The organism is Prochlorococcus sp. MIT 1323, from assembly GCF_047304905.1.
Lineage (GTDB): Bacteria > Cyanobacteriota > Cyanobacteriia > PCC-6307 > Cyanobiaceae > Prochlorococcus > Prochlorococcus marinus_D.
On the sequence record NZ_CP138973.1, the window covers coordinates 2,188,089 to 2,211,832 of the forward strand.

Annotated in this window: 27 protein-coding genes; 15 read left to right on the forward strand and 12 right to left on the reverse strand. The window is 53.3% G+C overall.

The window, feature by feature from the left end:
• Positions 1–69 precede the first annotated feature (69 nt).
• Both SIB68_RS10615 and galE read right to left on the reverse strand, forming a co-directional pair.
• Complete coding sequence (locus tag SIB68_RS10615; RefSeq protein ID WP_063400951.1) at positions 70–1,401, reverse strand: sugar transferase; 1,332 nt, start codon at positions 1,399–1,401, stop codon at positions 70–72.
• Positions 1,402–1,462: 61 nt separating this feature from the next.
• Positions 1,463–2,509 carry a UDP-glucose 4-epimerase GalE gene (gene galE / locus SIB68_RS10620; RefSeq protein WP_063400950.1) on the reverse strand — a complete coding sequence of 349 codons (1,047 nt, stop codon included), beginning with the start codon at positions 2,507–2,509 and terminating at the stop codon, positions 1,463–1,465.
• A gap of 293 nt (positions 2,510–2,802) precedes the next feature.
• Between galE and SIB68_RS10625 the strand changes: the two genes are divergently transcribed.
• From SIB68_RS10625 to SIB68_RS10650, 6 genes are all read left to right on the forward strand, one after another.
• A complete protein-coding gene (locus tag SIB68_RS10625) occupies positions 2,803–2,988 on the forward strand; it encodes a hypothetical protein (RefSeq protein ID WP_063400949.1) in 186 nt (61 codons plus the stop codon).
• A gap of 67 nt (positions 2,989–3,055) precedes the next feature.
• On the forward strand, positions 3,056–3,307 hold the full coding sequence (locus SIB68_RS10630; RefSeq protein WP_155724987.1) for a hypothetical protein: 252 nt from the start codon (positions 3,056–3,058) through the stop codon (positions 3,305–3,307).
• On the forward strand, positions 3,289–3,417 hold the full coding sequence (locus SIB68_RS10635) for a hypothetical protein (RefSeq protein ID WP_268874315.1): 129 nt from the start codon (positions 3,289–3,291) through the stop codon (positions 3,415–3,417). The genes SIB68_RS10630 and SIB68_RS10635 overlap by 19 nt, the downstream gene beginning before the upstream one ends.
• Positions 3,414–4,724, forward strand: a complete 1,311-nt coding sequence (hisS, locus tag SIB68_RS10640; RefSeq protein ID WP_063400947.1) for a histidine--tRNA ligase — start codon at positions 3,414–3,416, stop codon at positions 4,722–4,724. Before SIB68_RS10635 ends, hisS begins: the two co-directional genes overlap by 4 nt.
• 103 nt (positions 4,725–4,827) lie before the next feature.
• Complete coding sequence (locus tag SIB68_RS10645; protein WP_063400946.1) at positions 4,828–6,276, forward strand: nucleotide sugar dehydrogenase; 1,449 nt, start codon at positions 4,828–4,830, stop codon at positions 6,274–6,276.
• Entirely contained in the window at positions 6,273–7,295 is a 1,023-nt protein-coding gene (locus tag SIB68_RS10650) for an NAD-dependent epimerase (RefSeq protein WP_063400945.1), read from the forward strand. Before SIB68_RS10645 ends, SIB68_RS10650 begins: the two co-directional genes overlap by 4 nt.
• 33 nt (positions 7,296–7,328) lie before the next feature.
• Here SIB68_RS10650 and SIB68_RS10655 read toward each other — a convergent pair whose 3' ends face one another.
• Positions 7,329–9,476, reverse strand: coding sequence for a bifunctional aldolase/short-chain dehydrogenase (locus SIB68_RS10655; protein WP_063400944.1), 2,148 nt, complete (start codon positions 9,474–9,476; stop codon positions 7,329–7,331).
• Positions 9,477–9,682: 206 nt separating this feature from the next.
• Here SIB68_RS10655 and SIB68_RS10660 point away from each other — a divergent pair, with 206 nt between their 5' ends.
• Positions 9,683–9,889: a hypothetical protein gene (locus tag SIB68_RS10660; RefSeq protein ID WP_196757144.1), complete on the forward strand. Its 207-nt coding sequence runs from the start codon at positions 9,683–9,685 to the stop codon at positions 9,887–9,889.
• Between the two features lie 294 nt (positions 9,890–10,183).
• Here the strand turns inward: SIB68_RS10660 and mtnA are convergent, their stop codons facing one another.
• Positions 10,184–11,296 carry an S-methyl-5-thioribose-1-phosphate isomerase gene (mtnA, locus tag SIB68_RS10665; protein WP_063400940.1) on the reverse strand — a complete coding sequence of 371 codons (1,113 nt, stop codon included), beginning with the start codon at positions 11,294–11,296 and terminating at the stop codon, positions 10,184–10,186.
• A 712-nt stretch (positions 11,297–12,008) separates the two neighbouring features.
• Here mtnA and mtnP point away from each other — a divergent pair.
• Positions 12,009–12,923 carry an S-methyl-5'-thioadenosine phosphorylase gene (gene mtnP / locus SIB68_RS10670; protein ID WP_063400938.1) on the forward strand — a complete coding sequence of 305 codons (915 nt, stop codon included), beginning with the start codon at positions 12,009–12,011 and terminating at the stop codon, positions 12,921–12,923.
• A gap of 90 nt (positions 12,924–13,013) precedes the next feature.
• On the opposite strand, the gene SIB68_RS10675 is transcribed toward mtnP, so the two are convergent.
• The 6 genes from SIB68_RS10675 to SIB68_RS10700 form a co-directional block, all read right to left on the reverse strand.
• Positions 13,014–13,211 carry a photosystem II reaction center protein J gene (locus SIB68_RS10675; RefSeq protein WP_011131265.1) on the reverse strand — a complete coding sequence of 66 codons (198 nt, stop codon included), beginning with the start codon at positions 13,209–13,211 and terminating at the stop codon, positions 13,014–13,016.
• A 12-nt stretch (positions 13,212–13,223) separates the two neighbouring features.
• Positions 13,224–13,343, reverse strand: coding sequence for a photosystem II reaction center protein L (locus tag SIB68_RS10680; RefSeq protein ID WP_011131264.1), 120 nt, complete (start codon positions 13,341–13,343; stop codon positions 13,224–13,226).
• A gap of 15 nt (positions 13,344–13,358) precedes the next feature.
• A complete protein-coding gene (psbF, locus tag SIB68_RS10685) occupies positions 13,359–13,508 on the reverse strand; it encodes a cytochrome b559 subunit beta (RefSeq protein ID WP_011131263.1) in 150 nt (49 codons plus the stop codon).
• 3 nt (positions 13,509–13,511) lie between these two features.
• On the reverse strand, positions 13,512–13,760 hold the full coding sequence (psbE, locus tag SIB68_RS10690; RefSeq protein ID WP_011131262.1) for a cytochrome b559 subunit alpha: 249 nt from the start codon (positions 13,758–13,760) through the stop codon (positions 13,512–13,514).
• A gap of 106 nt (positions 13,761–13,866) precedes the next feature.
• Positions 13,867–14,874, reverse strand: a complete 1,008-nt coding sequence (locus SIB68_RS10695; RefSeq protein ID WP_063400936.1) for a photosynthesis system II assembly factor Ycf48 — start codon at positions 14,872–14,874, stop codon at positions 13,867–13,869.
• A 12-nt stretch (positions 14,875–14,886) separates the two neighbouring features.
• Positions 14,887–15,315 carry a rubredoxin gene (locus SIB68_RS10700; protein WP_063400934.1) on the reverse strand — a complete coding sequence of 143 codons (429 nt, stop codon included), beginning with the start codon at positions 15,313–15,315 and terminating at the stop codon, positions 14,887–14,889.
• Positions 15,316–15,398: 83 nt separating this feature from the next.
• Between SIB68_RS10700 and SIB68_RS10705 the strand changes: the two genes are divergently transcribed.
• From SIB68_RS10705 to SIB68_RS10715, 3 genes are read left to right on the forward strand one after another with little or no spacing between them, the layout of a single operon-like run.
• Entirely contained in the window at positions 15,399–15,761 is a 363-nt protein-coding gene (locus SIB68_RS10705; protein ID WP_011131259.1) for an NAD(P)H-quinone oxidoreductase subunit 3, read from the forward strand.
• Positions 15,762–15,765: 4 nt separating this feature from the next.
• Positions 15,766–16,518 (forward strand): NADH dehydrogenase subunit K, encoded by a 753-nt coding sequence (locus SIB68_RS10710; RefSeq protein WP_063400932.1) that lies wholly within the window; start codon positions 15,766–15,768, stop codon positions 16,516–16,518.
• The gene (locus SIB68_RS10715; protein WP_011131257.1) at positions 16,515–17,072 is read left to right on the forward strand and encodes an NAD(P)H-quinone oxidoreductase subunit J; all 558 of its coding nucleotides are present in this window, start codon (positions 16,515–16,517) and stop codon (positions 17,070–17,072) included. Before SIB68_RS10710 ends, SIB68_RS10715 begins: the two co-directional genes overlap by 4 nt.
• On the opposite strand, the gene SIB68_RS10720 is transcribed toward SIB68_RS10715, so the two are convergent.
• Entirely contained in the window at positions 17,066–18,388 is a 1,323-nt protein-coding gene (locus SIB68_RS10720; RefSeq protein WP_063400930.1) for a gluconeogenesis factor YvcK family protein, read from the reverse strand. The genes SIB68_RS10715 and SIB68_RS10720 overlap by 7 nt on opposite strands.
• Before the next feature lie 239 nt (positions 18,389–18,627).
• Between SIB68_RS10720 and SIB68_RS10725 the strand changes: the two genes are divergently transcribed.
• Both SIB68_RS10725 and SIB68_RS10730 read left to right on the forward strand, forming a co-directional pair.
• Positions 18,628–19,371 carry an ABC transporter ATP-binding protein gene (locus SIB68_RS10725; RefSeq protein ID WP_063401142.1) on the forward strand — a complete coding sequence of 248 codons (744 nt, stop codon included), beginning with the start codon at positions 18,628–18,630 and terminating at the stop codon, positions 19,369–19,371.
• On the forward strand, positions 19,371–20,246 hold the full coding sequence (locus tag SIB68_RS10730) for an MlaD family protein (protein WP_063400928.1): 876 nt from the start codon (positions 19,371–19,373) through the stop codon (positions 20,244–20,246). The genes SIB68_RS10725 and SIB68_RS10730 overlap by 1 nt, the downstream gene beginning before the upstream one ends.
• Positions 20,247–20,298: 52 nt before the next feature.
• On the opposite strand, the gene SIB68_RS10735 is transcribed toward SIB68_RS10730, so the two are convergent.
• On the reverse strand, positions 20,299–22,437 hold the full coding sequence (locus SIB68_RS10735; RefSeq protein WP_063400927.1) for a putative cobaltochelatase: 2,139 nt from the start codon (positions 22,435–22,437) through the stop codon (positions 20,299–20,301).
• On the opposite strand from SIB68_RS10735, the gene folK reads away from it, so the two are divergent.
• Positions 22,373–23,068 (forward strand): 2-amino-4-hydroxy-6-hydroxymethyldihydropteridine diphosphokinase, encoded by a 696-nt coding sequence (folK, locus tag SIB68_RS10740; RefSeq protein WP_328586787.1) that lies wholly within the window; start codon positions 22,373–22,375, stop codon positions 23,066–23,068. The two genes, SIB68_RS10735 and folK, sit on opposite strands and share 65 nt — an antisense overlap.
• Positions 23,069–23,137: 69 nt before the next feature.
• A complete protein-coding gene (locus SIB68_RS10745; protein WP_063401140.1) occupies positions 23,138–23,698 on the forward strand; it encodes an NUDIX hydrolase in 561 nt (186 codons plus the stop codon).
• Positions 23,699–23,744 lie beyond the last annotated feature (46 nt).

Genomic DNA, 23,744 nt, shown 5'->3' on the forward strand with positions numbered 1-23,744 from the left:
ATCAGCGCAGCATGGAGTTGAGGCTTGGTATTGCGTTGGCAGTTGACCGTGTTGCCTGTGGCGAGATGTTCAACGACCACCCACCTTGAGCACCGTTTTAATTGTGCGTAGCAGGATCATGAGATCTAGCCAGCTATTGAAGTATTTGAGGTAATAGAGGTCGTAAGAGAGTTTGAGCTCTGAATCCTCAACACTTGCGGCATAGGGGGCGCATACCTGGGCCCAGCCGCTTAATCCCGGGCGCATCCAGTGGCGCTTGCGGTAGTGAGGAATGCTTTCTTCCAGTTCATGCTCTATTTCAGGACGTTCAGGTCGCGGTCCAATCAGGCTCATGTCACCACGCAGCACGTTGATGAGCTGAGGGAGTTCATCGAGGCGCGAGCGTCGCAGCCAGTTGCCTATTCGGGTGATGCGTGGGTCGCCCGGCATTGTCCAGCTGATGGGGGCATGAGGTGGTAGCACTTTCATCGTGCGGAGTTTCAGAACCATGAATGGCTGGCCTAACCAGCCGCTGCGTTCCTGGATGTAAAAGATCGGACCGCGATCTTCTAACCAGATCAGCAGGGCCGCTGGCAGCAGGAATAGCGGTGTTGTCACCGCCAACAGCAGCATTGCTAGTACCACATCTGCTACTCGCTTGAGTTGGCGTTGAGGGCTGAACAACATGTTCCAGGGAATTTCGGAATAGCTCAGCCAGGCTTCAGGCAGCAGCTTTGGAGGCAGTCGTTCGAGTTGTCGCTCTGCAAGGGCAAGAGGTGTTGTCAGGTTGCATTCGCGGGGGTCGCGTTGCTCCAATCTTTCGAGTAATTCGCTGCAAACAGGTTGGTGCCTGAAGTTGGGTGATACAGCTATCACTAATGGCCCTTGTTGTTTTGCTACCTCTGCAGCAGGTAGCCATTTAGGCATGAGTCTTGTGGGTGTTTGTCGCCAGGCCTGAAGGGTCTGATCTGCTTCTGTTTCGGAGGCTAGAAGGATCAGCTTGGGCTCTTCAGCCTGAAGTCTCCCCTTGCGCAGACTGACTCGCACTAGGAGTGACCATAGTGTTGTTGGTAGCAGCCATGACATCTGGGTGCTGCGGTGCACCAGCCAGATGTCTAGTGGTGGATTGATCACCCAGCGCAGGATCGCCACCAGCATCAATGTGGTCAGCAGGCAAAGCCCCAGTCGTTGGATCAGTGTCCAGCGGGGCAGTCGGCGCCAGCTCAGCAGGGTGTATGTGCCCAACAGCCAGCCCAGTAGTAAATAGGCCGTGATCGTTGTCACCATCCAGCCAAGCTGTTCCGTTAGCGGTTGTGACCAGATGCTTGATAATCCAGCCAGGACTCCCACTAGGCCAAGCAGATCTAGGCCTACACAAGTCAGCAAGTTGCGGCGAGGATCGCGCCAGGACAAGGGCATCACAGCGACTTGGTGACCCTAGGTCTGCTTGGCTATGTGTTGGTCTTGGGGAACAACAATGGTTTCATTGTTGTTCCTGGCTGTAGCCCTGTGGATTGGCCTTCTGCCAATTCCAACTGTCGCGGCACATGTCTGACAGGCTGCGTTGGGTGTACCATCCCAACCGCTCGGCGGCCAGTCTTGGATCTGCGACGCTACATGCGGCATCTCCAGCGCGGCGCTGGTTAATGCTGTATGGAACGGGTTGGCCGCTTGCCTTTTCAAAGGCCTGCACAACTTCCAATACCGAGTGGCCTTTGCCACTGCCGAGATTAAGAGTGAGGAGTTGCGGTTCCTCTCGTTGCAGTACCTCCAGTGCAGCTCGGTGTCCCTCAGCTAAGTCCATCACATGGATGTAGTCGCGCACAGCACTCCCATCGGGTGTAGGCCAATCGGCTCCAAATACTTGGAGTTCCGCTCGCCGGCCCACTGCTACTTGGCTCACAAAAGGGAAAAGGTTGTTGGGTATTCCCTTGGGATCTTCGCCGATGCAGCCGCTGGGGTGGGCTCCAACTGGATTGAAATAGCGCAATCGGGCAATGCGCCAACCAGGTTCGCTGCAGGCCAGGTCATCTAGCAACTGCTCCACCGCTGCCTTGCTTTGACCATATGGATTGATCGGTTGCACCCGAGTTGTCTCAGGGATTGGGATTTGCTCGGGATAGCCATAGAGCGTTGCACTGCTGCTGAAAACAATCGTGCGGCAGTTATGCCGTTGCATGGCTTCCAGCAGGCAGCGGCTGCCAGCCACATTCACATCCCAGTATTTCAGTGGCCACTGAATTGATTCATGAACTGCCTTAAGCCCGGCGAAGTGCACCACAGCTGCGATGCCGTTTTCCATTGAGTTGAAAGCGCGATCTAGATCGTTGCTATTACGGATATCTCCCTCCAATACGAGCATTCGCTCTTGAGCGGTCACTCCAGCAAGTTCGGCTACCCTTTTTGAGGCAATAGCTGAGCTATTGGAAAAGTTGTCGAGTATCACTAGTCTGTGGCCGGCTTCCAGAAGCACCAGGCAGGCGTGACTGCCAATGAACCCGGCACCACCCGTGATCAACAACTCGGCCATCGCAAATTAAATGACTTAGGCAGTCAGGCTAGGAGCTGTACCTGTTCCATTTCATAAGACTCTTGAAATGATCAGCTGACCAGAGGAGCCATTGCAGAGTCTGCGGGGCATGGTCGGCCCCCTTTCGTTGTGATAGTGAGCTGTCCTTCAATGTTCAGAACCGTAGTCCTCAAGGCAGCAGCTCAACCCTGAACTCCATTAAAGCCTTCGAAGGCTTCGGGACCTCGTTGAAGTCATGACCTGAAACTTGGCTGAGCTGGTGTGCGAGCGAATCAATCCTTTTCTATCGATGAATGAACAAACTCTTGCCTAGCGATGCTCCATTGCAGCGCCGGTCGGTTATTGATTTGGTATTGCAGCATTTCGTTGGCAGCATCAAATACACCAGATTGATGGCTTCGACCCACCATCGCCTACTTCCGAGAGCTTTTCGACTCGTGATCAGCTATTTGCGCATCAATCGTTGCCTCTGGGATTGAACCTCATTCAATTGCTTGTTGGCGTGGTATTTCGCTGGTGTTTTTTTAGGCCCACATTGGTACCGCAATGGCCAGGACTCCGCCAGTGGTGAATACAGCAGCAGAGGTCACCACCATCAGTCAGTTGTTGAGATCAGTTAACACATCATTATCTATCAGGATTCTTCTTGTGAGCGGTACTTTCCATAGGCGTCCTGCTCAGGGCTTTTTGAGCGTAGGGGGGCTCAAGGTGGTGCCATTTCTTGTTGATTTCAAGGCTTGCTGGGCTTGGGCAGATCGCTTGTGGCTTGATCCGTTGTGGTGGTTGCCAGCGGCCTGAAGCCTCGCCAACAGTTCAGGGGCATTGCGCGACGTGTTTGGTTGCCTCGTTTATCGAGCTTGGTGATCACTGGCCCGGCAGACTGCCTACTGGTTGTCGGTGAAGAGTGACTCAGCTGCAGAGCCTGCGAGGAATGGTGGATCTATTGCCGGAACAGACGAGGTGCTGGCAGGCGGTAGAAAGCGTTGCGCGAGATCACTTCCGCAGAGCAGGGTTGCAGGAAATTCGCACGCCTCTTCTGGAAGTGACTGAACTCTTCGCACGTGGCATTGGTGAAGCTACGGATGTTGTTGGAAAGGAGATGTATACCTTTGTTGATCGGGGTGATCGATCCTGCACCCTTCGGCCGGAGGGAACCGCTTCTGTTGTGCGTGCTGCTCTACAGCACGGCTTGTTGAGTCAGGGGCCACAGCGTCTTTGGTATGGCGGTCCAATGTTTCGCTATGAGCGACCTCAGGCTGGTCGGCAAAGACAGTTTTATCAGATTGGTGTGGAGTATCTCGGGGTTGGCAGTCCTCGTAGTGATGCTGAGGTCATTGCATTGGCCTGGGCACTTCTGGTCGACTTGGGGGTGCAAGGTCTTGTTCTGGAGATCAATAGCCTCGGCACCCTTCAGGATCGACAGAAGTATCGAGAGGAGCTTGTGGCGTGGCTAGAAGCCCGTAGTGACCAGCTTGATGACGATTCACGCAAGCGTTTGTATACCAACCCACTGCGTATTCTTGATAGTAAAAACCCTGCAATCAGTGAATTGTTGCAGGATGCTCCCACGCTTTTTGAGGCGCTCAGCGTGGAGAGTAAGGCCCGCTTTGAAGAGGTTCAGGTCGACTTGGAGGCTCTCCAGATACCTTGTCAACTCAATCCTCGTCTTGTGCGCGGCCTTGACTACTACGGCCATACCGCTTTTGAGATCACTAGCGATCAGCTTGGGGCCCAGGCCACAGTCTGTGGAGGAGGCCGATATGACGGGTTGGTTGAGCAGTTAGGGGGGGCGCCAACGCCCGCTTTTGGTTGGGCTCTTGGTATGGAGCGGTTGATGCTTTTGCTTGAGGCTGCGGCGAGTCTTAATCCAAGTGGATCAGCTGCTCGCTTAACGGCTTCCACGAGGCCGGATCTTTATGTGGTGAATCGGGGAGAGCAGGCGGAACGAGTCGCCCTGGTCATTGCCCATCAGCTACGGGCTGCGGGGCTCATGGTGGAGCTGGATAGTTCTGGAGCTGCCTTTAATAAGCAGTTCAAGCGTGCCGGTCGCAGTAGGGCTGCCTGGGCCTTGGTGATTGGTGATGATGAGGTCGAGCGGGGCGAGGGACGCCTTAAGTATTTGCAGGAGGCAACAACTCAAGCCAATCCGACTCCCATCGATCAACTCCATCGACTCGACGATGTCACTGGCCTTGTTCGTTTGGTTCAAGAATGACTTCGTATAACTTTCTTCGCAGGCTGAGCTTCCACTTAATCTTTTGCCATGACTGAGCAGGTCTCTCCCCTCATCTTTTGTTGAACTCGCTGTTTACAACGCTATGAGTACCTTCCCGATCCGCAACATCTGTTGCATTGGTGCGGGTTACGTAGGCGGTCCGACTATGGCGGTGATTGCCGATCGCTGTCCACAGATTCAGGTGAACGTGGTGGACCTCAATGAGGCCCGCATTGCTGCTTGGAATGACCTTGATCTCAACAAACTGCCTGTGTATGAGCCTGGGTTGGATGCGGTGGTCGACCGGGCTCGCGGGCGCAATCTCACTTTCTCTACGCAGGTGGACGCTGCGATTGCTGCTGCTGACATGGTGTTCATTTCGGTGAATACACCAACCAAAACAAAAGGGCTGGGGGCCGGTCAGGCCAGTGATCTGCGTTGGGTGGAAGCTTGTGCTCGTCAGGTTGCTCAATCTGCGCAGGGTCACACGATTGTGGTTGAGAAGAGCACGCTGCCAGTGCGAACCGCTGAAGTTGTGCGTTCGATTCTTGAGGTAGCTCAGCGGCAGGCGGTTGATGGAGAACTACCGATCAGTTTTTCTGTGTTGTCCAACCCAGAGTTCCTGGCCGAGGGCACGGCGATTCGTGATTTGGAGTCGCCGGACCGTGTGTTGATCGGTGGTGAAAACCCCGTTGCCATTCAGTCTTTGGCAGAGATTTATGGCCATTGGGTGCCAGTTGAGAAAATTCTGCTTACCAATCTTTGGAGCAGTGAGCTCTCCAAGCTCACCGCCAATGCGTTTCTTGCTCAGCGCATCAGTTCCATTAACTCAGTGGCGGCTCTTTGCGAACGCACTGGTGCGGATGTTCGTGAGGTGGCGCGCGCTATTGGAAGCGATTCTCGCATTGGCTCCAAGTTCCTTCAATCTGGGCCTGGATTTGGTGGGAGTTGTTTTCAGAAAGACATCCTCAATCTGGTTTATCTCTGTCGTCATTTTGGTTTGCCGGATGTAGCGGACTATTGGGAAAACGTAGTGGCTCTCAATACTTGGCAGCAGCACCGCATTTCTCGTTTGGTGGTTCAAAAGCTTTTTGGAACGGTTACAGGTAAGCGGCTGGCACTGCTCGGCTTTGCTTTTAAGGCAGACACCAACGACACTCGAGAAGCGCCGGCGATTCGTATCGCACATGATCTGCTTGAGGAGGGTGCTCAGCTGGCTATTTATGATCCGAAGGTGGATCCGCAACAGATTGCGTTTGATTTGCAGTTGTCGGCTAGTTCCCCGCCAGATGTCCAGGCAGGTCCTACCCGTGCCGCCCTTAGCGGCGAAGGAACCTGGTGGTCCGGCAGTAGCGTTGCCGATACAGTCGCTGGTGCTGATGCTGCGCTGATCCTGACGGAGTGGCATGAGTTTAGACAGCTTGATTGGGTCGCCTTGGCCCCTTTGATGCGACAACCTGCCTGGGTGTTTGATGCTCGCGCTGTTGTCGATCCAGAAGCTGTGAAATCGTCTGGCTTGATGCTTTGGCGAGTTGGAGATGGTGCTGTATGAGTCGATGCGTTGTTGTTAGCGGTGCTGCAGGATTCATTGGCGCTGCCCTCGTGCAGAGGCTGTTAGCCCAGGGTGACCGTGTCATTGGCATTGACAACCTGAATGACTACTACGATCCGTCTTTGAAGCGTGCACGACTTGCTCAGATTGAAGCGGCTTCCCTTACAGAGTCTTGGACTTTTTATCCAATAGCCTTGGAAGATGGTGCAGGCATAGAGGAATTGTTTAGGGCTGAGAAGCCTCAGGTGGTCGTTAATTTGGCGGCTCAGGCAGGGGTTCGCTACTCATTGGAGAATCCGGCGGCCTACATTCAGGCCAATTTGGTGGGCTTCGGTCACATCCTTGAGGGATGTCGTCATCATGGAGTGCAGCACTTGGTGTATGCCTCAAGTAGCTCGGTATATGGTGGCAATCGCAACTTGCCTTTTCACGAGCAACAGCCTGTGAATCACCCGGTGAGTCTCTATGCCGCTACTAAGAAGGCCAATGAATTGATGGCTCATACCTATAGCCATTTGTATGGGTTGCCTGCTACAGGATTGCGCTTTTTTACTGTGTACGGACCTTGGGGCCGCCCGGACATGGCTCCGATGCTCTTCGCCAGGGCGATTCTTGCTGGCGAGCCCATCAAGGTGTTCAATTACGGCAAGATGCAGCGTGATTTCACCTATATCGACGATATCGTTGAAGGGCTACTTCGTTGTTGCGACAAGCCTGCTACCGCAAATTTAGGCTTCGATCCGCGGAACCCTGATCCAGCCACCGCTGCTGTACCCCACCGTCTTTTCAATATTGGTAATAGCGAGCCCATTGAGTTGATGTATTTTATTGAGCTCTTGGAGAAGTCTCTCGGAAGGGAAGCGGTGAAGGACTTCCAGCCGATGCAACCTGGTGATGTGATGGCCACCGCTGCTGATACATCTGCTCTTGAGGCCTGGGTGAATTTTCGGCCGTCGACCCCAATCGCAGAGGGGGTGGAGTTCTTTTCTCAGTGGTATCGAAGCTTTTATGAGGTTTGATCGAGAGCCTTACATGCATGTGCATGTAAGGCGTCAACGCACCATCGCCGCAACATTTCCGCCGTCTACTGTCAGTAATGCACCAGTGGTTCGTGGCATTAAGGCTAATGCCACGAAAGCATTTGCCACATCACTTGCTCGGACTTCTGCACCGAGCAAGTTCCCACCCATGTAGTTGGCTTCGCTGATGCCGCGCGCTTCCGCTCGTTCTCGAATCATTGCCTGATCGAGCAGGCCGGACCGAATCCGATCTGCATTGATGGCGTTACAGCGAATGCTTGAGGGCCCTTCTTCCAGGGCGTATTGCTTCATAAGTGCCAGCAATGCCGCTTTTGCAATTCCGTAAGCTCCAAAACCAGGGCCTGGGTTTAGCGCTTGCTTGCTGACATTGAAGAGCAGCTGTCCGCCTAAGGATTTGCTGGTTTCTGTCGTTCTATTGCCCTGGGCTCGAAACAGGCGAACTGCAGCTTGTGCAACGTGCTGGTGAGCAAATAGGTTGAGCTCGAAGCTTGCTCGCAATTTGGATTCTGGAAGAGTGGCAATGTTTCCGCTCCAAGCCGCCCCAGCATTGGATACCACGATGTCTAAGCCCCCGAAGCAAGCTGCAATTGTCGTGAATGCATCATGAACCTCAGCCGCATTGGTGAGGTCGCACTTCAGTCCGAGAGCGCTTGAGCCACATTCTTTGGCAGTCGTTGTTGCGGCTTCACCATTCTTGTCAAGTACGACAACTTGTGCACCTTGCTTGGCGAAGGCAAGGGCGATCGCTGAACCAATTCCACCACCACCACCAGTGACCAAGACAACTTGGCGTGCCAGTGGTGCTTCTTTGCCCTTGCCGAGCTTTGCTTGTTCGAGACTCCAGTACTCCATCTCGAAGGTATCTGCCTCGTTGACTGGTTGAAAACGTCCCACTGATTCAGCTGCCATCAGTGTGGCGGCCCAGGCTTCACCAATATCTGCGGTGACATTGGCTTCGGTTGTTGAACGTCCTAGGCCAACGAGGCCAAGTTCAGGGATTGCGATCAGCCTTGGTAGTGGATCGAGGTGTTGTTTATGGCTTCCAACGCGAGCATTCTGACGCTCGAAGTAATCCTGATATGAGGTGATGTATTTCTCTAATGCCAGTTTTGCTGAGTGGAGCCATTCCTCCAGCACGTGGCAGGATTCAATCGCTTCATCTCCTTGGAGTTGTGGAGGCTTGTTGAGAATGAGAGGCCAGGGTTTGGTTCGGATCACGTGGTCGGGGGTAGCGACTCCACGGCGAGACCAGTCTTGGAGGTGAATGTCGTTGACTAGTTGGAGTGCCAGTGGGGTTGAGCGCAACTCCATAAGCCAACGTTGGGGGGCGTTATGCACAGCTGCGGATTGAGCCAGGGCACCACGTAAAAGCGGGAGCAGAATTGCAGCGATGTTTGTTTTAGGAGCTGGATTGGTTGGTGGTGGTAGGCAAAGCGTTGGGGTGTCCCCAAGACGCTCTTCCGCCTCACGCACCAAGTTGATCATTCGCTCGTAGCTTTGTTGTGCTGTGGCTCCAAACGAAAATAAGCCGTGCTTGAGAAGCACCATCCCTTCAAGTTCAACTCCCGCTTGAGCTGCTTCTACTTCTGCTTGTTCGTAGGCTTTGATGGCGGCCATGGCTAGTTGAAAGCCAGGCATGACATAGGGAACAATCGCGACACGTCGACCGTAGAGTTCACGGCAGATCTGTTCGGCATCTGGTTGATCTGCTAGGGCTAAAACAGCTACTGCGTGGGTGTGATCGACGAATTTGCTTGGTAAGAACGCGTGTAGGAGTGCTTCAACCGAAGGGTTGGGTGACGATGGATCGATCAGGTTGCTGCGTTGAGCTGCAACCATGTCTTCGTCGCTAAGTGCAGATAGATCTCTTAAGGCTTGCAGGTTCTCCAATCGCACAGCAGGATGGCCGGCCGGCTCGATGGTTGATAGGTCCCAGCCCGAGCCCTTCACGCACAACACTGGTATGTGATCGCCAAACAATCCTATGCAGCTGGTTTTAACCGAGGTGTTGCCTCCGCCATGCAGCACCAGCTGGGGATCTGAGCCGAGCAGACGGGCTGTGTAAGTGCGGAGAGCCAGGTCTTCAGAGACGTCCTGCGCGGCGTAAGACTTGATGGCAGCTTGTGCCTCGGCATCCGACCAGCGGTTTTGGCACGTCATTGATTGGTGCGTATCGACGGGAACGTTACTTCAGTCGCGCTGTAGTTCCTCTGCTTTCTCCTTTGCTGATGTTTAAGGGTCAAAGCTTTATTGGGCAGTTTGTTGAGATGTTGCCATGCCACGAATTATAATTCCTTGGGATGAAGTGTTGACTGAAGAGATTCTCAGTCAGATGGCTGAATTTTTACTGATTGGTGATTGTGCATATGCTGTTCCGTCTGGGCTTTGTAGATGAAAAAGATGTTGAGATAAAAGTTCTAACGCCTCGGATGATTAGGGTTTTGAATGATTATGGAGCAATATATAGCAGAATCAACGTTGGCTATTTCTTTCAAGTCGAGCAGTCTTCTGTTGATCATTGCCGAGCTCTAGATCTAATGAACTATTTTAGCTCTGGTGTTGGAAAGATGTAAAACTGAGGAATAAAAGCTTGCTATGTGCAGTGACATATCTTTTTTGCAAAGTATTTAACCCCGATGAGGATTTGCTTCTTTTGCATAGGTTCCAGTCAAGCCTTAAGGAGTAGCAATGTAAGGATCTTCTTTGTATTTGAGTGTGTAGGTTGAGTCGACCTTAGTGATTTCAATTCATCTAATATTGGCATCTATGGATAGTAGGATTGATCTATGGCTAAAGACGACCTTGAGTTTGATTGGTCATTGATCAATCTTTCCGTAGTGATATTTTTCATTCATTGGTTTTGATTTCTAATCATCGCAGTAAAGCTCCATGAGACCCGTCTCGCTTGCTGTCGCGACTCCGCGTTCGGTGATTAGGGCCGTTACGAGGCGCGCAGGGGTTACATCAAAAGCAGGGTTGAATCCTTCGCTTTGATTGGGAGTGAGTTGCACGGTGGTGAGTTGGTTGTTGCTAGAAGCGTTGTTGTTTAGTCCTTGGATGTGGGTCACTTCCATCGCCGAGCGGGTTTCGATAGGGATTTCTGCGACCCCATCCGAGATTGACCAGTCGATTGTTGAGCCGGGTAGGGCTACATAAAAGGGCACGCTGTTGTCTAGGGCCGCTAAGGCCTTGAGATAGGTGCCGATTTTGTTGCACACGTCACCGCTGCGTGTGGTTCGGTCGCTACCTACGACGACTGCGTCAACATATCCTTGCTGCATAAGGTGCCCACCCGCGTTATCCACGATCACGGTATGGGGTACGCCTTCACGACCTAGTTCGTAGGCGGTGAGGCTCGCGCCCTGGTTGCGGGGGCGTGTCTCGTCAACCCATACATGAATGTTTAGGCCGGCCCGGTGGGCCTTGTAAATCGGTGCCAGCGCGGTCCCCCAATCAACGGTGGCTAGCCAGCCAGCATTGCAGTGGGTGAGCACTTGTATGGGCTCTTGTTGTCGCACGCTTGGTCTGCCTGCAGCAAGCTTTTGGATGATGGCTAAGCCATGGTTGCCGATGGCCTCACACATGGCCACGTCCTCCTCGGCAATGAGGGCAGACTCGGCTCTGGCGGCCTCTGCCCGCTGAGCTGGTTGAAGCGGTTTTACTTTGTCTCGGATTCGTTTGAGGGCCCAGCGCAGATTGACTGCTGTTGGCCGGGTGGCATTGAGTTGCTTAAAGGCCGCCTCTAGGGCGTCATCGCTGGGGTCTGCTTGTAGGGCCAGCATTAATCCATAGGCCCCGGTGACTCCGATCAATGGAGCCCCACGCACCACCATGGTGCGAATTGCGGTTGCGGCCTCTTGGCAGTTGCTGAGTTTGAGGGTGCTGAACTTGTGGGGCAGTTGGGTTTGATCGATCACGCCGACTGAATGCCCATCTTTTTCAAGCCAGATGGTGCGCCAGGCTGTGCCATCAATGTTCATGACCTTTCACCATTTAGATAATCCTGGGCAGTGTTGATCGAGTCGATGTTATGCCTGGGCAGCTCCTAATTTCTAAAGCGGTTAGGTTGCATGGCTAATTCATCCTGGTGCAATCGCCCATTGTGATATTTGGCTACTAATACATTGAGCCTTGCTGCGAGCAAGGCTTCTGCATTGAAGTCATGGTTGAAGATTAGCTCAAGTGTGGCTTGTTGATTATTGCTAGGCCCAGTAACCTTTTGGGCTGAATGAAAGCATTAGGCCTGGTCTAACCTTTCCTGGGTTAGTGCCTCTTGTGTTTATGAGTTAACTCTTTTTTAAATGAACATTATCAAGACAAACCTCGCCTTCAGGTTTTAAAATGTTTTTTAAGCCAGTTAGGATTTGCTCTTGTTCAACCCAATGTAGTGGATCAAGGTGGCTCTTTAGATGATTGCCCGCTTGAATCATCTAATTGTTATTTCACGTGTGTGTGCATGCATCTTGATCGTAAACACTTTGTAAGTTATCTCAGGGATTGATGGATTCTTTCTGCTGGAGACCTTGGCTAGTTAATTTTTTGAAGGTTGAATAAATATTTGCTAATTAAACTCATGACTTGATGTGATACTTCGACTATCAGTTGTATGCATGAAGCCCTTGAAGGCTATAAGTATTGATCTATTGATCGAGTTATTGACGGGCTATGCTATTTAAAGCTGAAAGACGTTAATTGAATCGCCTCACAACTTCTTCTCTCGAAGGCGCTCGTTTGGGAGTTTTGGGAGGTAGTGGTCTCTATGCCATTGAAGGCCTTGAGAACATTCAAGAATTGGAGATTGATACTCCCTTTGGAAAGCCTTCGGACGCTTTTCGACTCGGCACCCTTGACGGTATGGAGGTGGTATTTCTTGCTCGCCATGGGCGTAATCACACTTTTTTGCCTACGGAAGTTCCCTATCGAGCGAATATTTGGGCGATGCGTTCGCTTGGTGTGCGTTGGATCCTTTCGCCTTCAGCAGTTGGTTCATTGCAGGAACAGGTGCGCCCCTTAGACATGGTGGTACCTGATCAATTCATTGATCGGACTCATCAGCGACCACTGACTTTTTTTGGAGATGGGGCGGTGGCTCATGTGGCAATGGCTGATCCTTTTTGCCTCACGCTTTCTCGCTTGTTAGCTGATGTTGGCGAAAGCCTGATGCCGGATGGACGCCAATTGCATCGTAGTGGTACCTATCTGGCGATGGAAGGTCCGGCCTTTTCCACTCGAGCTGAATCGAAGCTGTATAGGAGTTGGGGCTGCATGGTGATCGGAATGACCAATCACACTGAGGCTCGCCTGGCTCGGGAAGCAGAGATTGCCTATGCTTCTTTATCAATGGTTACTGATTACGATTGTTGGCATGGTCACCATGACAGCGTGACGGTAGAGATGGTGCTTGCAAATCTGAGGGCCAATGCACAGTTGGCCACAAAGATCGTTCGGGCAACAGCCAAAATGGTTGCAGATATTCGTCCCGTCAGCACAGCTCACAATGCTTTGGAAGATGCTTTGCTAACCGCCAAAAAACATGTAACTGACAAAACCCGCCGCAAACTTGACCTCTTTACAAGGCCTTATTGGGGCGAGTTTGGCGGTAGTTGATGGTCAGTTTTTGTTTTTTACAAGATCTAACTCTGCATGTAAATCCCTACCCTGCTAGGCAGGGTTTACACACAGAATCTTGATTCTAAATTAAGCGGAACCGACTCCAGTGAAGGAGCCGAAGAAGAAGAGTCCTAAGACTGAGAGAACCGCCATGCCGCCAACGGTGGCAACTAACCATAGGGGTAGGGACCCTTCTGTCCAACGGCGTTCCCATGAAACGGCTGGACTGCCGTCTGGAAGACGGTCAGGTATGCGTCCGTCAGGGCCTTTAAGTTTCGTACTCATGCTTCAGATCCCTTAGTTGAAGAAGTAGCTGGTAAATAGCACGGCTGTCACAAAAACCAGCAAAAGCCCTAGGTAAAGGCTGGTGCGGTTCAGTTCTGCCGGCAGGTTGTTCGGGTTTGGGTTTTGCTCCATGGTTTGGGAGTGGGATCAGCGACGGATGAGCTGCATGGCGGTTATGGCGCCAAGAAAAAACACTGTGGGTACACCCAGGACGTGTACAGCGAGCCAACGCACCGTGAAAATCGGATAGACACGGACGTTAAGCGCTTGAAGAGGTGCAGAAGAAGATTGAGCCATGGTTTATTGCAGGCGCAGGTCGAGTTGGGATTTGGCTTCGTAGCGTTGGCTAACGACAGGAGCCTTGCTTTCGCTTGCCTGGAAATAGGCATCAGGGCGAGGTGTGCCGAATGTGTCATAGGCAAGGCCCGTGGACACAAACAGGTAGCCGGCGAGGAAGATCGACGGCAGGGTAACGGCGTGGATCACCCAGTAGCGGATGCTAGTGACGATCTCGAAAAAAGGGCGTTCCCCGGTGGAGCCAGCAGCCATGGCCTCAGGCGTATCAGCTTTTAGATCCTATAAGGCTGAGCCTCAACACTGCGTCTGGTGAACGGCATGGTTACAGAGCGTTGCTCATTTGGCTGAAGGTCAAGCCTTAGCCCACCCAGCGCAGAAGGTGGCCTCGTTCCCCAAGAACAAACCCTTTGGCTTGGCTTTCAGAGCTGGTGTCGAACAGTATCCTGATCAAGTTCGAGGGCTGTGTGTCGCCCATGGGATCGATCTGCCAGCTTTTTCCGTCATCCAGAGTCTTAATAAGAGTTCCGTTGCCGCCCGCTGCCCAGATGCCCCCGTTGGGATCCCAGGACAGATCTAGGTAGTTGTAGCCATTGGTGATTGGAATCATCGCTTTCCCCCAGCTGTCGACGTTGCCGGGTTGATCGTTCAGGCGGATCTCGGCCCCCCTGGCCACCATCCATAGTTCACCGTTGGGTTGATAACCCAGGCTCTGCACCCGCTTGCTGCTCACCCTCTCATGGTTTTGCCAAACATCCTGGCCTACATCCAAGGTGGAGAAGAAATTGCCGAGACTGCTCACGCTCACGTAATTGCCAGCTGCACTGCGCCTGAGGTCGCGCACTGCACCTGCTGCTTCACTCACAGTTGCTTTCCAGGTGGTGCCACCATCGCTTGTGCGATAGATGGCACCTGCGTTGGTGGCAAGCTCAGCATTATTGGGACCTAGGTTGGTAATCAGATATGGATCGCCTGGGAGTTTGTTTTCAATCTTCAGGCGTGACCAGTTCTTGCCTGCGTCAGTGCTGTGCATCACCAGCCCTGGCTGCCCAGCGATCCAACCCTCATTGCCGTTGAAATCGATACTGATGAGCCGGAAGTTTTCATCTTCTTCAAGATCCAAGCTGCGCTTCTTCCAGCTGACACCGCCATCATTTGATTCCATGATTAAGCGGTTGGTACCAACAACGAAGCCGTGGTTGGCGTCAGAGAAACTGATGTCCAGAGGATTGGACTCAGTGTTCAACTCCAAGGGTTGCCATGGGCTGGTGCTGGCGATCGGAAGTCGGCTGGTGACGCACCCACTGAGGCCGAACCCGATGGCCGCAATCAGCAGAAGGTTGAAAAGGTTCGAGAACAGGCGGCTCATGGCAGGGATGCGTTAACGCAGTGAGTAGAGGGAGAGGAAGAAGGCGAAGGCCAGTGCCAGGCCTCCAAAGATCAGGACATTCTTTTGCCCTGGTGTTAAGCGGTTGACGCCAATGCCGTAGTTGAGGTTTTGGTCAAAGCCGCTAGGTGCACTGCGAGGACCGATGTTTTTGAAGGCGTCGATGCGGGCACGGCATACGGGGCAACGAAAGTTGGTTGGATCGAGATCCTTGAAAGCTGTTCCGGAAGTGATGCCAAGCTTCTTGACTCCTTCTTCTGGGTCATAGACGTAACCGCAACTGCGGCACTCAAAGCGATGGGTGAGCTCATCGGTGTCGGACTCTGCTGAGGCGATGGTGTCTGGGGCCATACCATCAACGTCAGTTTGAGCAACTGATTCGGCTTCTGTCGAGTCTTCGGCAGGTGTGGTTTTGTCGCTCACAGCTGCACTGTCAGGTGGGATAACTCTATCGGCGTTAGCCCATGGCAGTGAATGCCAGACTGAGAAGCAAGTCGTACTTGTCCATGTTTGCGCTGCCGGGTTATGACGCTTTTCTCGGCTTTCTGCTGATCTCAGCAGCAGTACCGATCTTGGCGCTTGTCACTAACAAGCTCTTGGCGCCTCGCAGTCGCACCGGCGAGCGGGAGCTGACGTATGAATCAGGGATGGAGCCCATTGGTGGTGCCTGGATTCAGTTCAACATTCGCTACTACATGTTCGCTTTAGTTTTCGTCATCTTTGATGTGGAGACCGTTTTCCTTTATCCCTGGGCTGTGGCATTTCATCGCTTAGGTCTATTGGCTTTCATCGAAGCCCTTATTTTTATTGCCATCCTTCTTGTTGCACTGGCTTATGCCTGGCGCAAGGGTGCCCTCGAGTGGAGTTGATTTCATGTCAGTGACCCCCTCCATCGATGCCGTACGTGACTTGCGTGCAGCGAGTTGTGGCCCCGTAGGCGCTCCCAGTGTGACCAGTGACTTGAGTGAGAACATCATTCTCACAAGCCTGGACGATCTACACAATTGGGCTCGGCTTAGCAGTCTCTGGCCGTTGCTGTATGGCACCGCGTGTTGCTTTATCGAGTTCGCGGCTCTGATTGGATCACGTTTTGATTTTGACCGTTTTGGCTTGGTGCCCCGCAGCTCTCCTCGGCAGGCTGATCTCCTGATCGTTGCGGGCACGGTGACCATGAAGATGGCTCCAGCCCTGGTCAGGCTTTATGAGCAGATGCCTGAGCCTAAATACGTGATTGCTATGGGTGCATGCACGATCACTGGTGGCATGTTCAGTGCTGACTCCACTACTGCTGTGCGTGGAGTAGACAAGCTCATCCCCGTAGATCTGTATCTCCCAGGGTGCCCACCTCGCCCTGAAGCAATTTTTGATGCGGTGATCAAGTTACGCAAAAAAGTGGGTGATGAATCGGTTGCTGAGCGGATCAAGATTGCCCAGACCCACCGCTACTTCACAGTGCCCCATCAAATGAAGCGAGTTGAGCCAATTGTTACCGGGGTTTACTTGAGTGCTGATACCCAGAAAGCTGCCTTGACGCCTGGTGCTGGGCTACCAATGGCTGCGGAGTTGAACACCTCTGAAATTGATGCCAGCCCAGCTTCTCAGTCTTCATCAACCTACGAGTCATGAGCGAGACCCCTTCCACCCCCCCGGTGCCGGCGGGTCCGGAACCGGGACCTGTAAGCCGCTGGCTCAACCAGCAGGGCTTTGAGCATCAGTTGCTTGATCCTGATCATCTTGGTGTGGAGGTGATTGGTGTGGAGTCGATGTTCCTGCAGGTGATCGTTGCAGCTCTCAAGGCTGATGGTTTTGATTATCTTCAATGCCAGGGTGGCTATGACGAAGGCCCTGGCCAGCAGCTGGTCTGCTTCTACCATCTCGTGGCCATGGCTGAAATGGTTGCAAAGATGGGGGTGGGAGATTCGTCGTCGGAAGCGGCCAAGGTCCGTGAGGTACGCCTCAAGGTGTTTTTATCCCGTGAAGACATACCTTCGCTCCCATCGATCTACGGCTTGTTTCGAGGAGCTGACTGGCAGGAGCGGGAAACCTTTGACATGTTCGGCATCAACTTTGAGGGACATCCCCATCCGAAAAGGTTGCTAATGCCTGAAGACTGGAAGGGCTGGCCACTGCGGAAAGATTATGTGCAGCCAGACTTTTATGAGATGCAGGATGCTTATTGAGCATTCTTTTTATACTTTCGATAGAAGCGCATCACCGCTAGGGCAAGGCTGCGTGGGTCATGGCGCAGTGTTGCGCGAGGCCTTTTCCCTTGCAATGGAGCTTGCACCAACTCATAGCCCTTGGCGATGAGTGCTTGAGCATCACAGTTGACCGGTTCAGCACCTCGTGCTTGATAGTGCTTCACCAATGGGGATTCTCCTAGGTCATCCTGGGCCAATACGGCATTGAATAGTTTCTGGCTGATGCCCAGGCTGGCGAGTTGGGCTTCGATTGCTCTTAGGTGACCAACAACATCCAGGCCATCTGTTTCCCCGGGTTGAGTCATTAAGTTGCAGATGTAAAGCTTTGGTGCTCGGCTCTGCTGGATGGTTCGAACTAAGGCCGGTACAAGCAAATTGGGTAATAGGGATGTATAGAGGCTTCCAGGTCCTAGAAGAATCAGGTCTGCATTAGAGATTGCCTCTAGCGCGCGGGGCAGGGCTGGCGGTTGTGCGGGCAAGCAGCCAAGCCTCACGATTGGACTTGGGGCCTTGCCGATCGCTGATTCCCCTTCAATGCGCTGGCCGTTTTCCAGTTCTGCCCAGAGCTGTACATCTGCATTGGTAGCGGGAACGACCTGACCCTGAACTGCGAGGACTCGACTAGACGCTGTGATGGCTGTCTCTAGATTGCCCGTGATGGCTGATAGTGCAGAGAGAAAGAGATTGCCGAAGCTGTGGCCCTCTAGACCACTACCTGCTGAGAAACGATATTGAAAAAGTCTTGTGAGCAGGGGTTCTTCGGTTGAGAGTGCCGCCAGGCAGTTGCGAATGTCGCCTGGGGGCTGAACACCAAGTTCGCGACGCAGGACTCCGCTACTGCCGCCATCGTCCGCGACTGTGACGATCGCTGTGATGTTGCTGCTGTAGCGCTTCAGGCCACTGAGCAGAGTGGAGAGGCCTGTTCCACCTCCGATGGCGACGATGTTAGGGCCGCGGTTGAGTTTGCTTTTGGCACGAAGGGCGTCAACGAGCACGGTGTCCTTGTCGGGCGCTAGTGCTTGTTGGATCGAACCAAAGCTGCGGCTTTGTCCCCATAGCACTAGGGCGGCTCCGATTAAGACCACTAAAGGACCTGTAATGCTGCGTGGCAGCACAGTTGTGATTGTTCCCAGTAGCCAGACGAGGGTCTCGATGATCCAGTAGATGGGCTTGAGGTCCGCCCAGATGGCGGCTCCTAGAAGTGCCATAAGAAGGCCCAGGCCCGAAGTGAGCAGCCAGCGCTTGACGACCAGTCCAGGTAGCAGCCAACTCACTGCTCTGCGAGAACGGATCATTAGACCCCTTTCGCTAGCAGCCTTTATCCCTTTGATATTGGCGCGGCGCTGATGAGAGCGGCGCTTGCTAAAGCGGTGTTTGGGCGAGGTCACATGCGCGGGGACAAACCGGCCATAGGTCTTTAACGCAACTGTACGAAAGCTTTCCTTCTTCGACATCCCGGGCAAAATGACTCGGTTCCCAGCACAGGGTCTTTGTGTCAAAAGCCACCCCCGTGGTCGAGATGTGTGATCTCACCATGCAGTGGGGACAATGGCCAGTGCTTGATCAGGTCAACTTGGTCATGCAGCCTGGGGAACGCTTGGCGGTCGTGGGGCCCTCTGGTGCAGGTAAGTCCACGGTGTTGCGGTTGCTGGCAGGTTTGGAGTTGCCTACGAGCGGAGAGCTTCGTCTCTTTGGGGAGCAGCAGGCTTATTTGCGTCTTGATCAGGAGCAACCCCCTGATGTGCGCCTTGTTTTTCAAAACCCAGCGTTGCTGGCCTCCCTCACTGTCGAGGAGAACGTGGGGTTTTTGTTGATGCGGGGGGGGCGCATTAAGCAGAAGGAGATTCGTGAGCGAGCCATAGCTTGTCTAGAAGCTGTAGGGCTTTACGATGTGGCTGATCTGCTTCCAGGCCAGCTCAGTGGTGGCATGCAGAAACGAGTAAGTTTTGCTAGGGCCCTCATTGATGATCCTGATCGGGAGAGCGGAGCGATGCCGTTATTGCTTTATGACGAGCCAACTGCTGGCCTTGATCCTGTGGCTTGCACACGAATTGAAGATTTAATTGTTAAGACCACCACAGTGGCTAGAGGTTGTTCGGTAGTGGTAAGCCATGTACGCAGCACGATTGAACGTTCTGCAGAAAGGGTGGTGATGCTTTATGGAGGCAAGTTTCACTGGGCTGGCTCTATAGAAGACTTCGGTAAGACGGATAATCCTTATGTTGAACAGTTCCGTACCGGTAGTCTTCGCGGGCCAATGCAACCTGAAGAGCATTGATGTCTATGCGACGCAGCGTTCGTGATGCGATTGTCGGATTCTCCATCGTTGGAGCAGTGGTTGCCTTTGCAGGAACCTTGTTCTGGTTAAGGGGTGTGCGTCTTGGCGCCAAGGTTTGGAGCATCAAGGTGAACTTCCCCGATGCAACCGGTCTTGCTGAACGTTCCCCCGTGACTTATCGCGGCATCTTGGTGGGCACTGTCGTCAAAATTGATGTGACTTCCCAAGCTGTGCGGGCCACCCTCGAAATCAATAAGGGTGATCTGCGCCTTTCCAAGCCTGTTGTCGCCAAGGTGGCCTCTAGTTCATTGCTTGGTGGTGATTCTCAGGTGGCGTTGGTGAGTCTTGGCCAGCCGTTGTCTGCTAATGCTCCCCTGCCTCGATCAATGGATTGTTCTGGCAGCAAGGTGTTGTGTAACGGGGCAACGATTGTGGGTGAGCCTCCGGTGAGTATCTCTTCAGTGACAGAGACACTTGAGCGCATTCTGCAAGAGGTAGAGAAGCAGAAGTTGGTCACGTATTTGGTTGATACCACCAAGCAGATTGAGAGCACGGCTGAAGATGTCTCCAAATTAATGAGTCAGCTCAAGGATGAGGTGGCTCGAGCTGAACCGATGATTACCAATCTCAATCTGGCAACCGGCCATATCAACAATGTGGTTGAAGCATTCGATAATCCGAAAACAGTTAATGATCTCAAGCAGACTGTGAGTTACGCTCGCTCGCTTACTCAAAAGTTTGATGCAGTGGGTGGAGATGTGGAAAAGCTTACGAATGATCCGCAATTCATGAATTCTTTGCGTAGCGTTACGATTGGCCTTGGTGAGTTTTTTAATGAGCTTTACCCGGCCCAAACTACTGGTAATAGACCTTGAAATATTAAGCTCTTTAGAGCCTGTATGCGTGATCAATTCATAGGCATAAGTATTATTTAACCTGGTCTATTGCTTCCATTGCGATGGCGGCAATCGCTTGATCAGTTGCCTTTGGCAGTTGGACGTATTTGCCGGCGGCGGCTTCTGCTAGGTCCTTGCCCATACCACTGCCGATGAACTTGCGCTCGGTGTCGATGACTAGCAATTTGATCCCCAGACTGCGGTAGCGGCTCGCTACATCAAGTAATTCCTGCTTTAGATCCGGTGGATCTTCTCCTTCAAGTTGTGGCTGACCTAGTGAGGTCCCTAAAGGCACATTGCCGCGTCCATCAGTGATGGCAACAACGACAACTTGGGCGAGATCTCCTTTAGACAATGCGTTAGCACCCACACGAGCAGCTTGGGTAAGACCATGGGCGAGAGGAGAGCCGCCGCCGCAGGGCATCACTTCTAGCCTTCTTTTTGCTGCAGTAATCGATTTGGTTGGAGGCAGTAAAACCTCCGCTTGTTCTCCTCGGAATGGGATGAGTGAAACCTCATCTCGGTTCTCATAGGCCTCGGTGAGTAAGCGAATGACTGCTCCCTTGGCGCCCTGCATGCGATTTAGAGCCATCGAACCGCTTGCATCAACAAGGAAAATGACGAGTGAACCAGCCTTGCGTTGCAGCAACTTGGCTCTCAGATCTCCTTCTTCGACAATCACTGTGCGATCCGGCTGTCTGGATCGCCGAGCTTTTTGATATGGGGCCGCAGCTCTTAATGTCGCGTCGACGGCGATACGTCGAACAGGGCCACGAGGGATGATGGGCCTGACGTAGCGGCCACGGCTGTCACTGAGGACTGCCGAACGGTTCCCACTGTTTCCACTTTTTGACTTGGCTGCAGAAAACAGCAAAAGGTCTGGATCGATTGCAATTGCTTCTGGATCAAGCATGAACTCTTCTGGAACCGGTGGTGATGTCTGCTCTTCAGGGGTGTCTTCGTCATCATCTTCATCCTCTTCAGAAGTGTCTTCTTGCGATTGATCTGGTGGTGGCGGTGCTTGCTGTTGCTCTGGCGGGGGGGGCTCCATTTGCTCTTCTTGAGGCGGCAACTGCAATGCACGCGGTGCAATCACCAGCCGCACGGCGACTTGGAGGTCGTCTGCTTCAACCTGGTCTCGGCCGCTGAGAGCCGCGTGGGCCCGTGCCACGCGTACTGCATAAAGTTCAGAGCGATGCCCTTCCACGCCTCCACGAATGGCTTCATTGACCAGATATTCGATCTGTGCGTGACTGATTTGTACATCCGGCAGCCATTGACGAGCCAGTAGCAGCTGAGTTGCTAGTGCTTCGGTCTCCTGGGCCCACTTTGCAGCGAAGCTGACACTGCATTGGCCATGGGCCAGTACTGCCTCGGTGATCTCAACACGTTGCTCGTTGCTGATCAGCTGGTCGGCAGAGAGAGCGATGGCGAAACGGTCCAATAGGTGGTCGCGCATTGCCCCTTCTTCAGGGTTGTAAGTAGCAATCAGTAGTGGACGGCAGGGATGGCTGAGGCTGAGGCCTTCTCGCTCTACTCGGTTTTCGCCGGCTCCCACTGCCGCCAGCATGAGGTTGACGATGCCGTCATCCAACAGATTGAGCTCATCGAGATAGAGCACTCCCCGATGGGCTTCTGCTAGTAGTCCAGGTTGGAAGACAGGGGTTCCACTGGTTAGGGAGGCCGTGACGTCTACAGCGCCAACAAGTCTGTCTTCAGTGATGCCAATTGGAACTTGCACAAAGGGTGCTGGGATCACACGGCTCGGCAGTGGCTCCTTTGAGTTCTCCTCATCGGTGGCGCCCTGTTTCGTGATCAGGCGTTGGCTGGCTTCGTCCCATTCCTCAGGGAGCTTTGGATCCAGGTTGAGACCAATGGGGCGATGAATTTGTGAAGTTTGCTGATCTTTGCTAAGGGCTTCCAGATCGAGCACATCGATTGGCGGTAGCAGTGCATGCAATCCCCGTGCCAAGACCGATTTGCCAGTGCCGCGGCCGCCGGCGATCACCACCCCACCTAGTTCTGGATCAACCGCTGCTAGGAGCAGTGAAAGCTTGAGCGTTCCATGGCCTGTAATTGCGGCAAGAGGAAAAGCACGAGTGGCCATGTCCTGGCCTGCTCGATCTCTGGACCTTGTGTTGGCAGTTGCGGCCGATCCGCTTGCAACCATGGAGTCCCCCCGGCTCAATGACGTGTGCGCCAGTCTCGCTGATCAACTCGGAGTTTCTACTGCTTATTCTGCTCCAAGCACGTTGGCGGTGGCACTAGGAGCCAATTTGGCTAGTGCTTTTGGACCTCCGCGTGCCACCTTGAGGGCAGTGCGGCCTGAGTTAGAGCAGACCATCCATGAGTGGCTCTCAACATCGCTTGGAGAGGCATCGGGCGAAAGGGTGAATCCTGCAGGTTTGCGTTGCCGTTGGTCGCCATTATTTGAGACGGACCCCGTTGGCGGTCCACCCGAGCAGCCTGTCTACATCAATGCGGTAGTTGTGGTGGATGGGCCGCGGCTTGCTTTGTTGCAGCCTTGTGAAGCGGCTGCGCTGTCCTTGTTAGCCAGACTGCTGGCCCTGGAGAAGCGCTTCGGACGAGATCGCCAGGCAGAGTTGATGCGCTGGGAATCGCGCTCACTGGATCTTGATTTGCTTGCCTGGGGCGCACTACAGGTTCAGCACGAGGCCCTAATCCTTCCTCACCCCCGTCTGATTGAACGAAGTTTTGTCGTGGTGCCACTTGCAGCGGCCCTAACGGGAGTGGCTCAGGTACCGCGCCGTATTCCCCCTGATTTGGACTGGCTTGAATAGGGGTGGCGCAATTCAAGTCCTTGTCTGGTCATCAGCCACCATGCTGGGAGTTCTTTGTTTGTGGTCAACATGGTGCCTCTTCCGCCCCCTGAGCCATCTTTGCTGTTGGAAACCACAGCAGCGTTAGAGGCAAGAAAGATTCGTTTTGAGATCAACCGTTTTGAGCTGCCGATTGGGGTACAGGGTCTCTTTGGTCTGATTCGCCATCCTGGTGCTTCCTTAGCGGTGCCAATCACTGCCGATGGCAGGGTTGTGGTGCTTCGTCAGTACCGCTTTGCGGTAGCCCGCCGCATCCTGGAATTTCCTGCTGGCACGCTTGAGGATGGTGAAGATCCCCAGACTTCGATGGAGCGGGAACTGGCAGAGGAGGCTGGCTACAGCGCAGCTCGCTGGGATTCTTTGGGGCAGATGCTGCCTTGTCCTGGCTACTCCGATGAAGTCATACACCTTTTTCTGGCCCGAGACCTTAAAGCCCTGAGCGAATCTCCTGCTGGTGATGAAGACGAGGATCTTGAGGTGCTGCATATGACCCCAGCTGAATTCGATGCTTGCTTAGCTAGTGGTGATGAAGCTCTGGATGGCAAGAGCATTACCGCTTGGTATCGGGCGCGTCAGTTGTTGGGTCTCTAAAGATCACCATCCCGCTGGTTGTTCTGGTATTACTGCGAAGCAGTAT

Excerpts from the sequence above, each read along its gene's own strand:
- galE (WP_063400950.1), bottom strand. The coding sequence starts at position 2,509 with ATGGCCGAGTTGTTGATCACGGGTGGTGCCGGGTTCATTGGCAGTCAC.
- SIB68_RS10625 (WP_063400949.1), top strand. The coding sequence starts at position 2,803 with ATGAACAAACTCTTGCCTAGCGATGCTCCATTGCAGCGCCGGTCGGTT.
- SIB68_RS10630 (WP_155724987.1), top strand. The coding sequence starts at position 3,056 with ATGGCCAGGACTCCGCCAGTGGTGAATACAGCAGCAGAGGTCACCACC.
- SIB68_RS10645 (WP_063400946.1), top strand. The coding sequence starts at position 4,828 with ATGAGTACCTTCCCGATCCGCAACATCTGTTGCATTGGTGCGGGTTAC.
- SIB68_RS10650 (WP_063400945.1), top strand. The coding sequence starts at position 6,273 with ATGAGTCGATGCGTTGTTGTTAGCGGTGCTGCAGGATTCATTGGCGCT.
- SIB68_RS10655 (WP_063400944.1), bottom strand. The coding sequence starts at position 9,476 with ATGACGTGCCAAAACCGCTGGTCGGATGCCGAGGCACAAGCTGCCATC.
- SIB68_RS10660 (WP_196757144.1), top strand. The coding sequence starts at position 9,683 with ATGCTGTTCCGTCTGGGCTTTGTAGATGAAAAAGATGTTGAGATAAAA.
- mtnA (WP_063400940.1), bottom strand. The coding sequence starts at position 11,296 with ATGAACATTGATGGCACAGCCTGGCGCACCATCTGGCTTGAAAAAGAT.
- SIB68_RS10675 (WP_011131265.1), bottom strand. The coding sequence starts at position 13,211 with ATGAGTACGAAACTTAAAGGCCCTGACGGACGCATACCTGACCGTCTT.
- SIB68_RS10680 (WP_011131264.1), bottom strand. The coding sequence starts at position 13,343 with ATGGAGCAAAACCCAAACCCGAACAACCTGCCGGCAGAACTGAACCGC.
- psbF (WP_011131263.1), bottom strand. The coding sequence starts at position 13,508 with ATGGCTCAATCTTCTTCTGCACCTCTTCAAGCGCTTAACGTCCGTGTC.
- psbE (WP_011131262.1), bottom strand. The coding sequence starts at position 13,760 with ATGGCTGCTGGCTCCACCGGGGAACGCCCTTTTTTCGAGATCGTCACT.
- SIB68_RS10695 (WP_063400936.1), bottom strand. The coding sequence starts at position 14,874 with ATGAGCCGCCTGTTCTCGAACCTTTTCAACCTTCTGCTGATTGCGGCC.
- SIB68_RS10705 (WP_011131259.1), top strand. The coding sequence starts at position 15,399 with ATGTTTGCGCTGCCGGGTTATGACGCTTTTCTCGGCTTTCTGCTGATC.
- SIB68_RS10710 (WP_063400932.1), top strand. The coding sequence starts at position 15,766 with ATGTCAGTGACCCCCTCCATCGATGCCGTACGTGACTTGCGTGCAGCG.
- SIB68_RS10715 (WP_011131257.1), top strand. The coding sequence starts at position 16,515 with ATGAGCGAGACCCCTTCCACCCCCCCGGTGCCGGCGGGTCCGGAACCG.
- SIB68_RS10720 (WP_063400930.1), bottom strand. The coding sequence starts at position 18,388 with ATGATCCGTTCTCGCAGAGCAGTGAGTTGGCTGCTACCTGGACTGGTC.
- SIB68_RS10725 (WP_063401142.1), top strand. The coding sequence starts at position 18,628 with ATGCAGTGGGGACAATGGCCAGTGCTTGATCAGGTCAACTTGGTCATG.
- SIB68_RS10730 (WP_063400928.1), top strand. The coding sequence starts at position 19,371 with ATGTCTATGCGACGCAGCGTTCGTGATGCGATTGTCGGATTCTCCATC.
- folK (WP_328586787.1), top strand. The coding sequence starts at position 22,373 with ATGTCCTGGCCTGCTCGATCTCTGGACCTTGTGTTGGCAGTTGCGGCC.
- SIB68_RS10735 (WP_063400927.1), bottom strand. The coding sequence starts at position 22,437 with ATGGTTGCAAGCGGATCGGCCGCAACTGCCAACACAAGGTCCAGAGAT.
- SIB68_RS10745 (WP_063401140.1), top strand. The coding sequence starts at position 23,138 with ATGGTGCCTCTTCCGCCCCCTGAGCCATCTTTGCTGTTGGAAACCACA.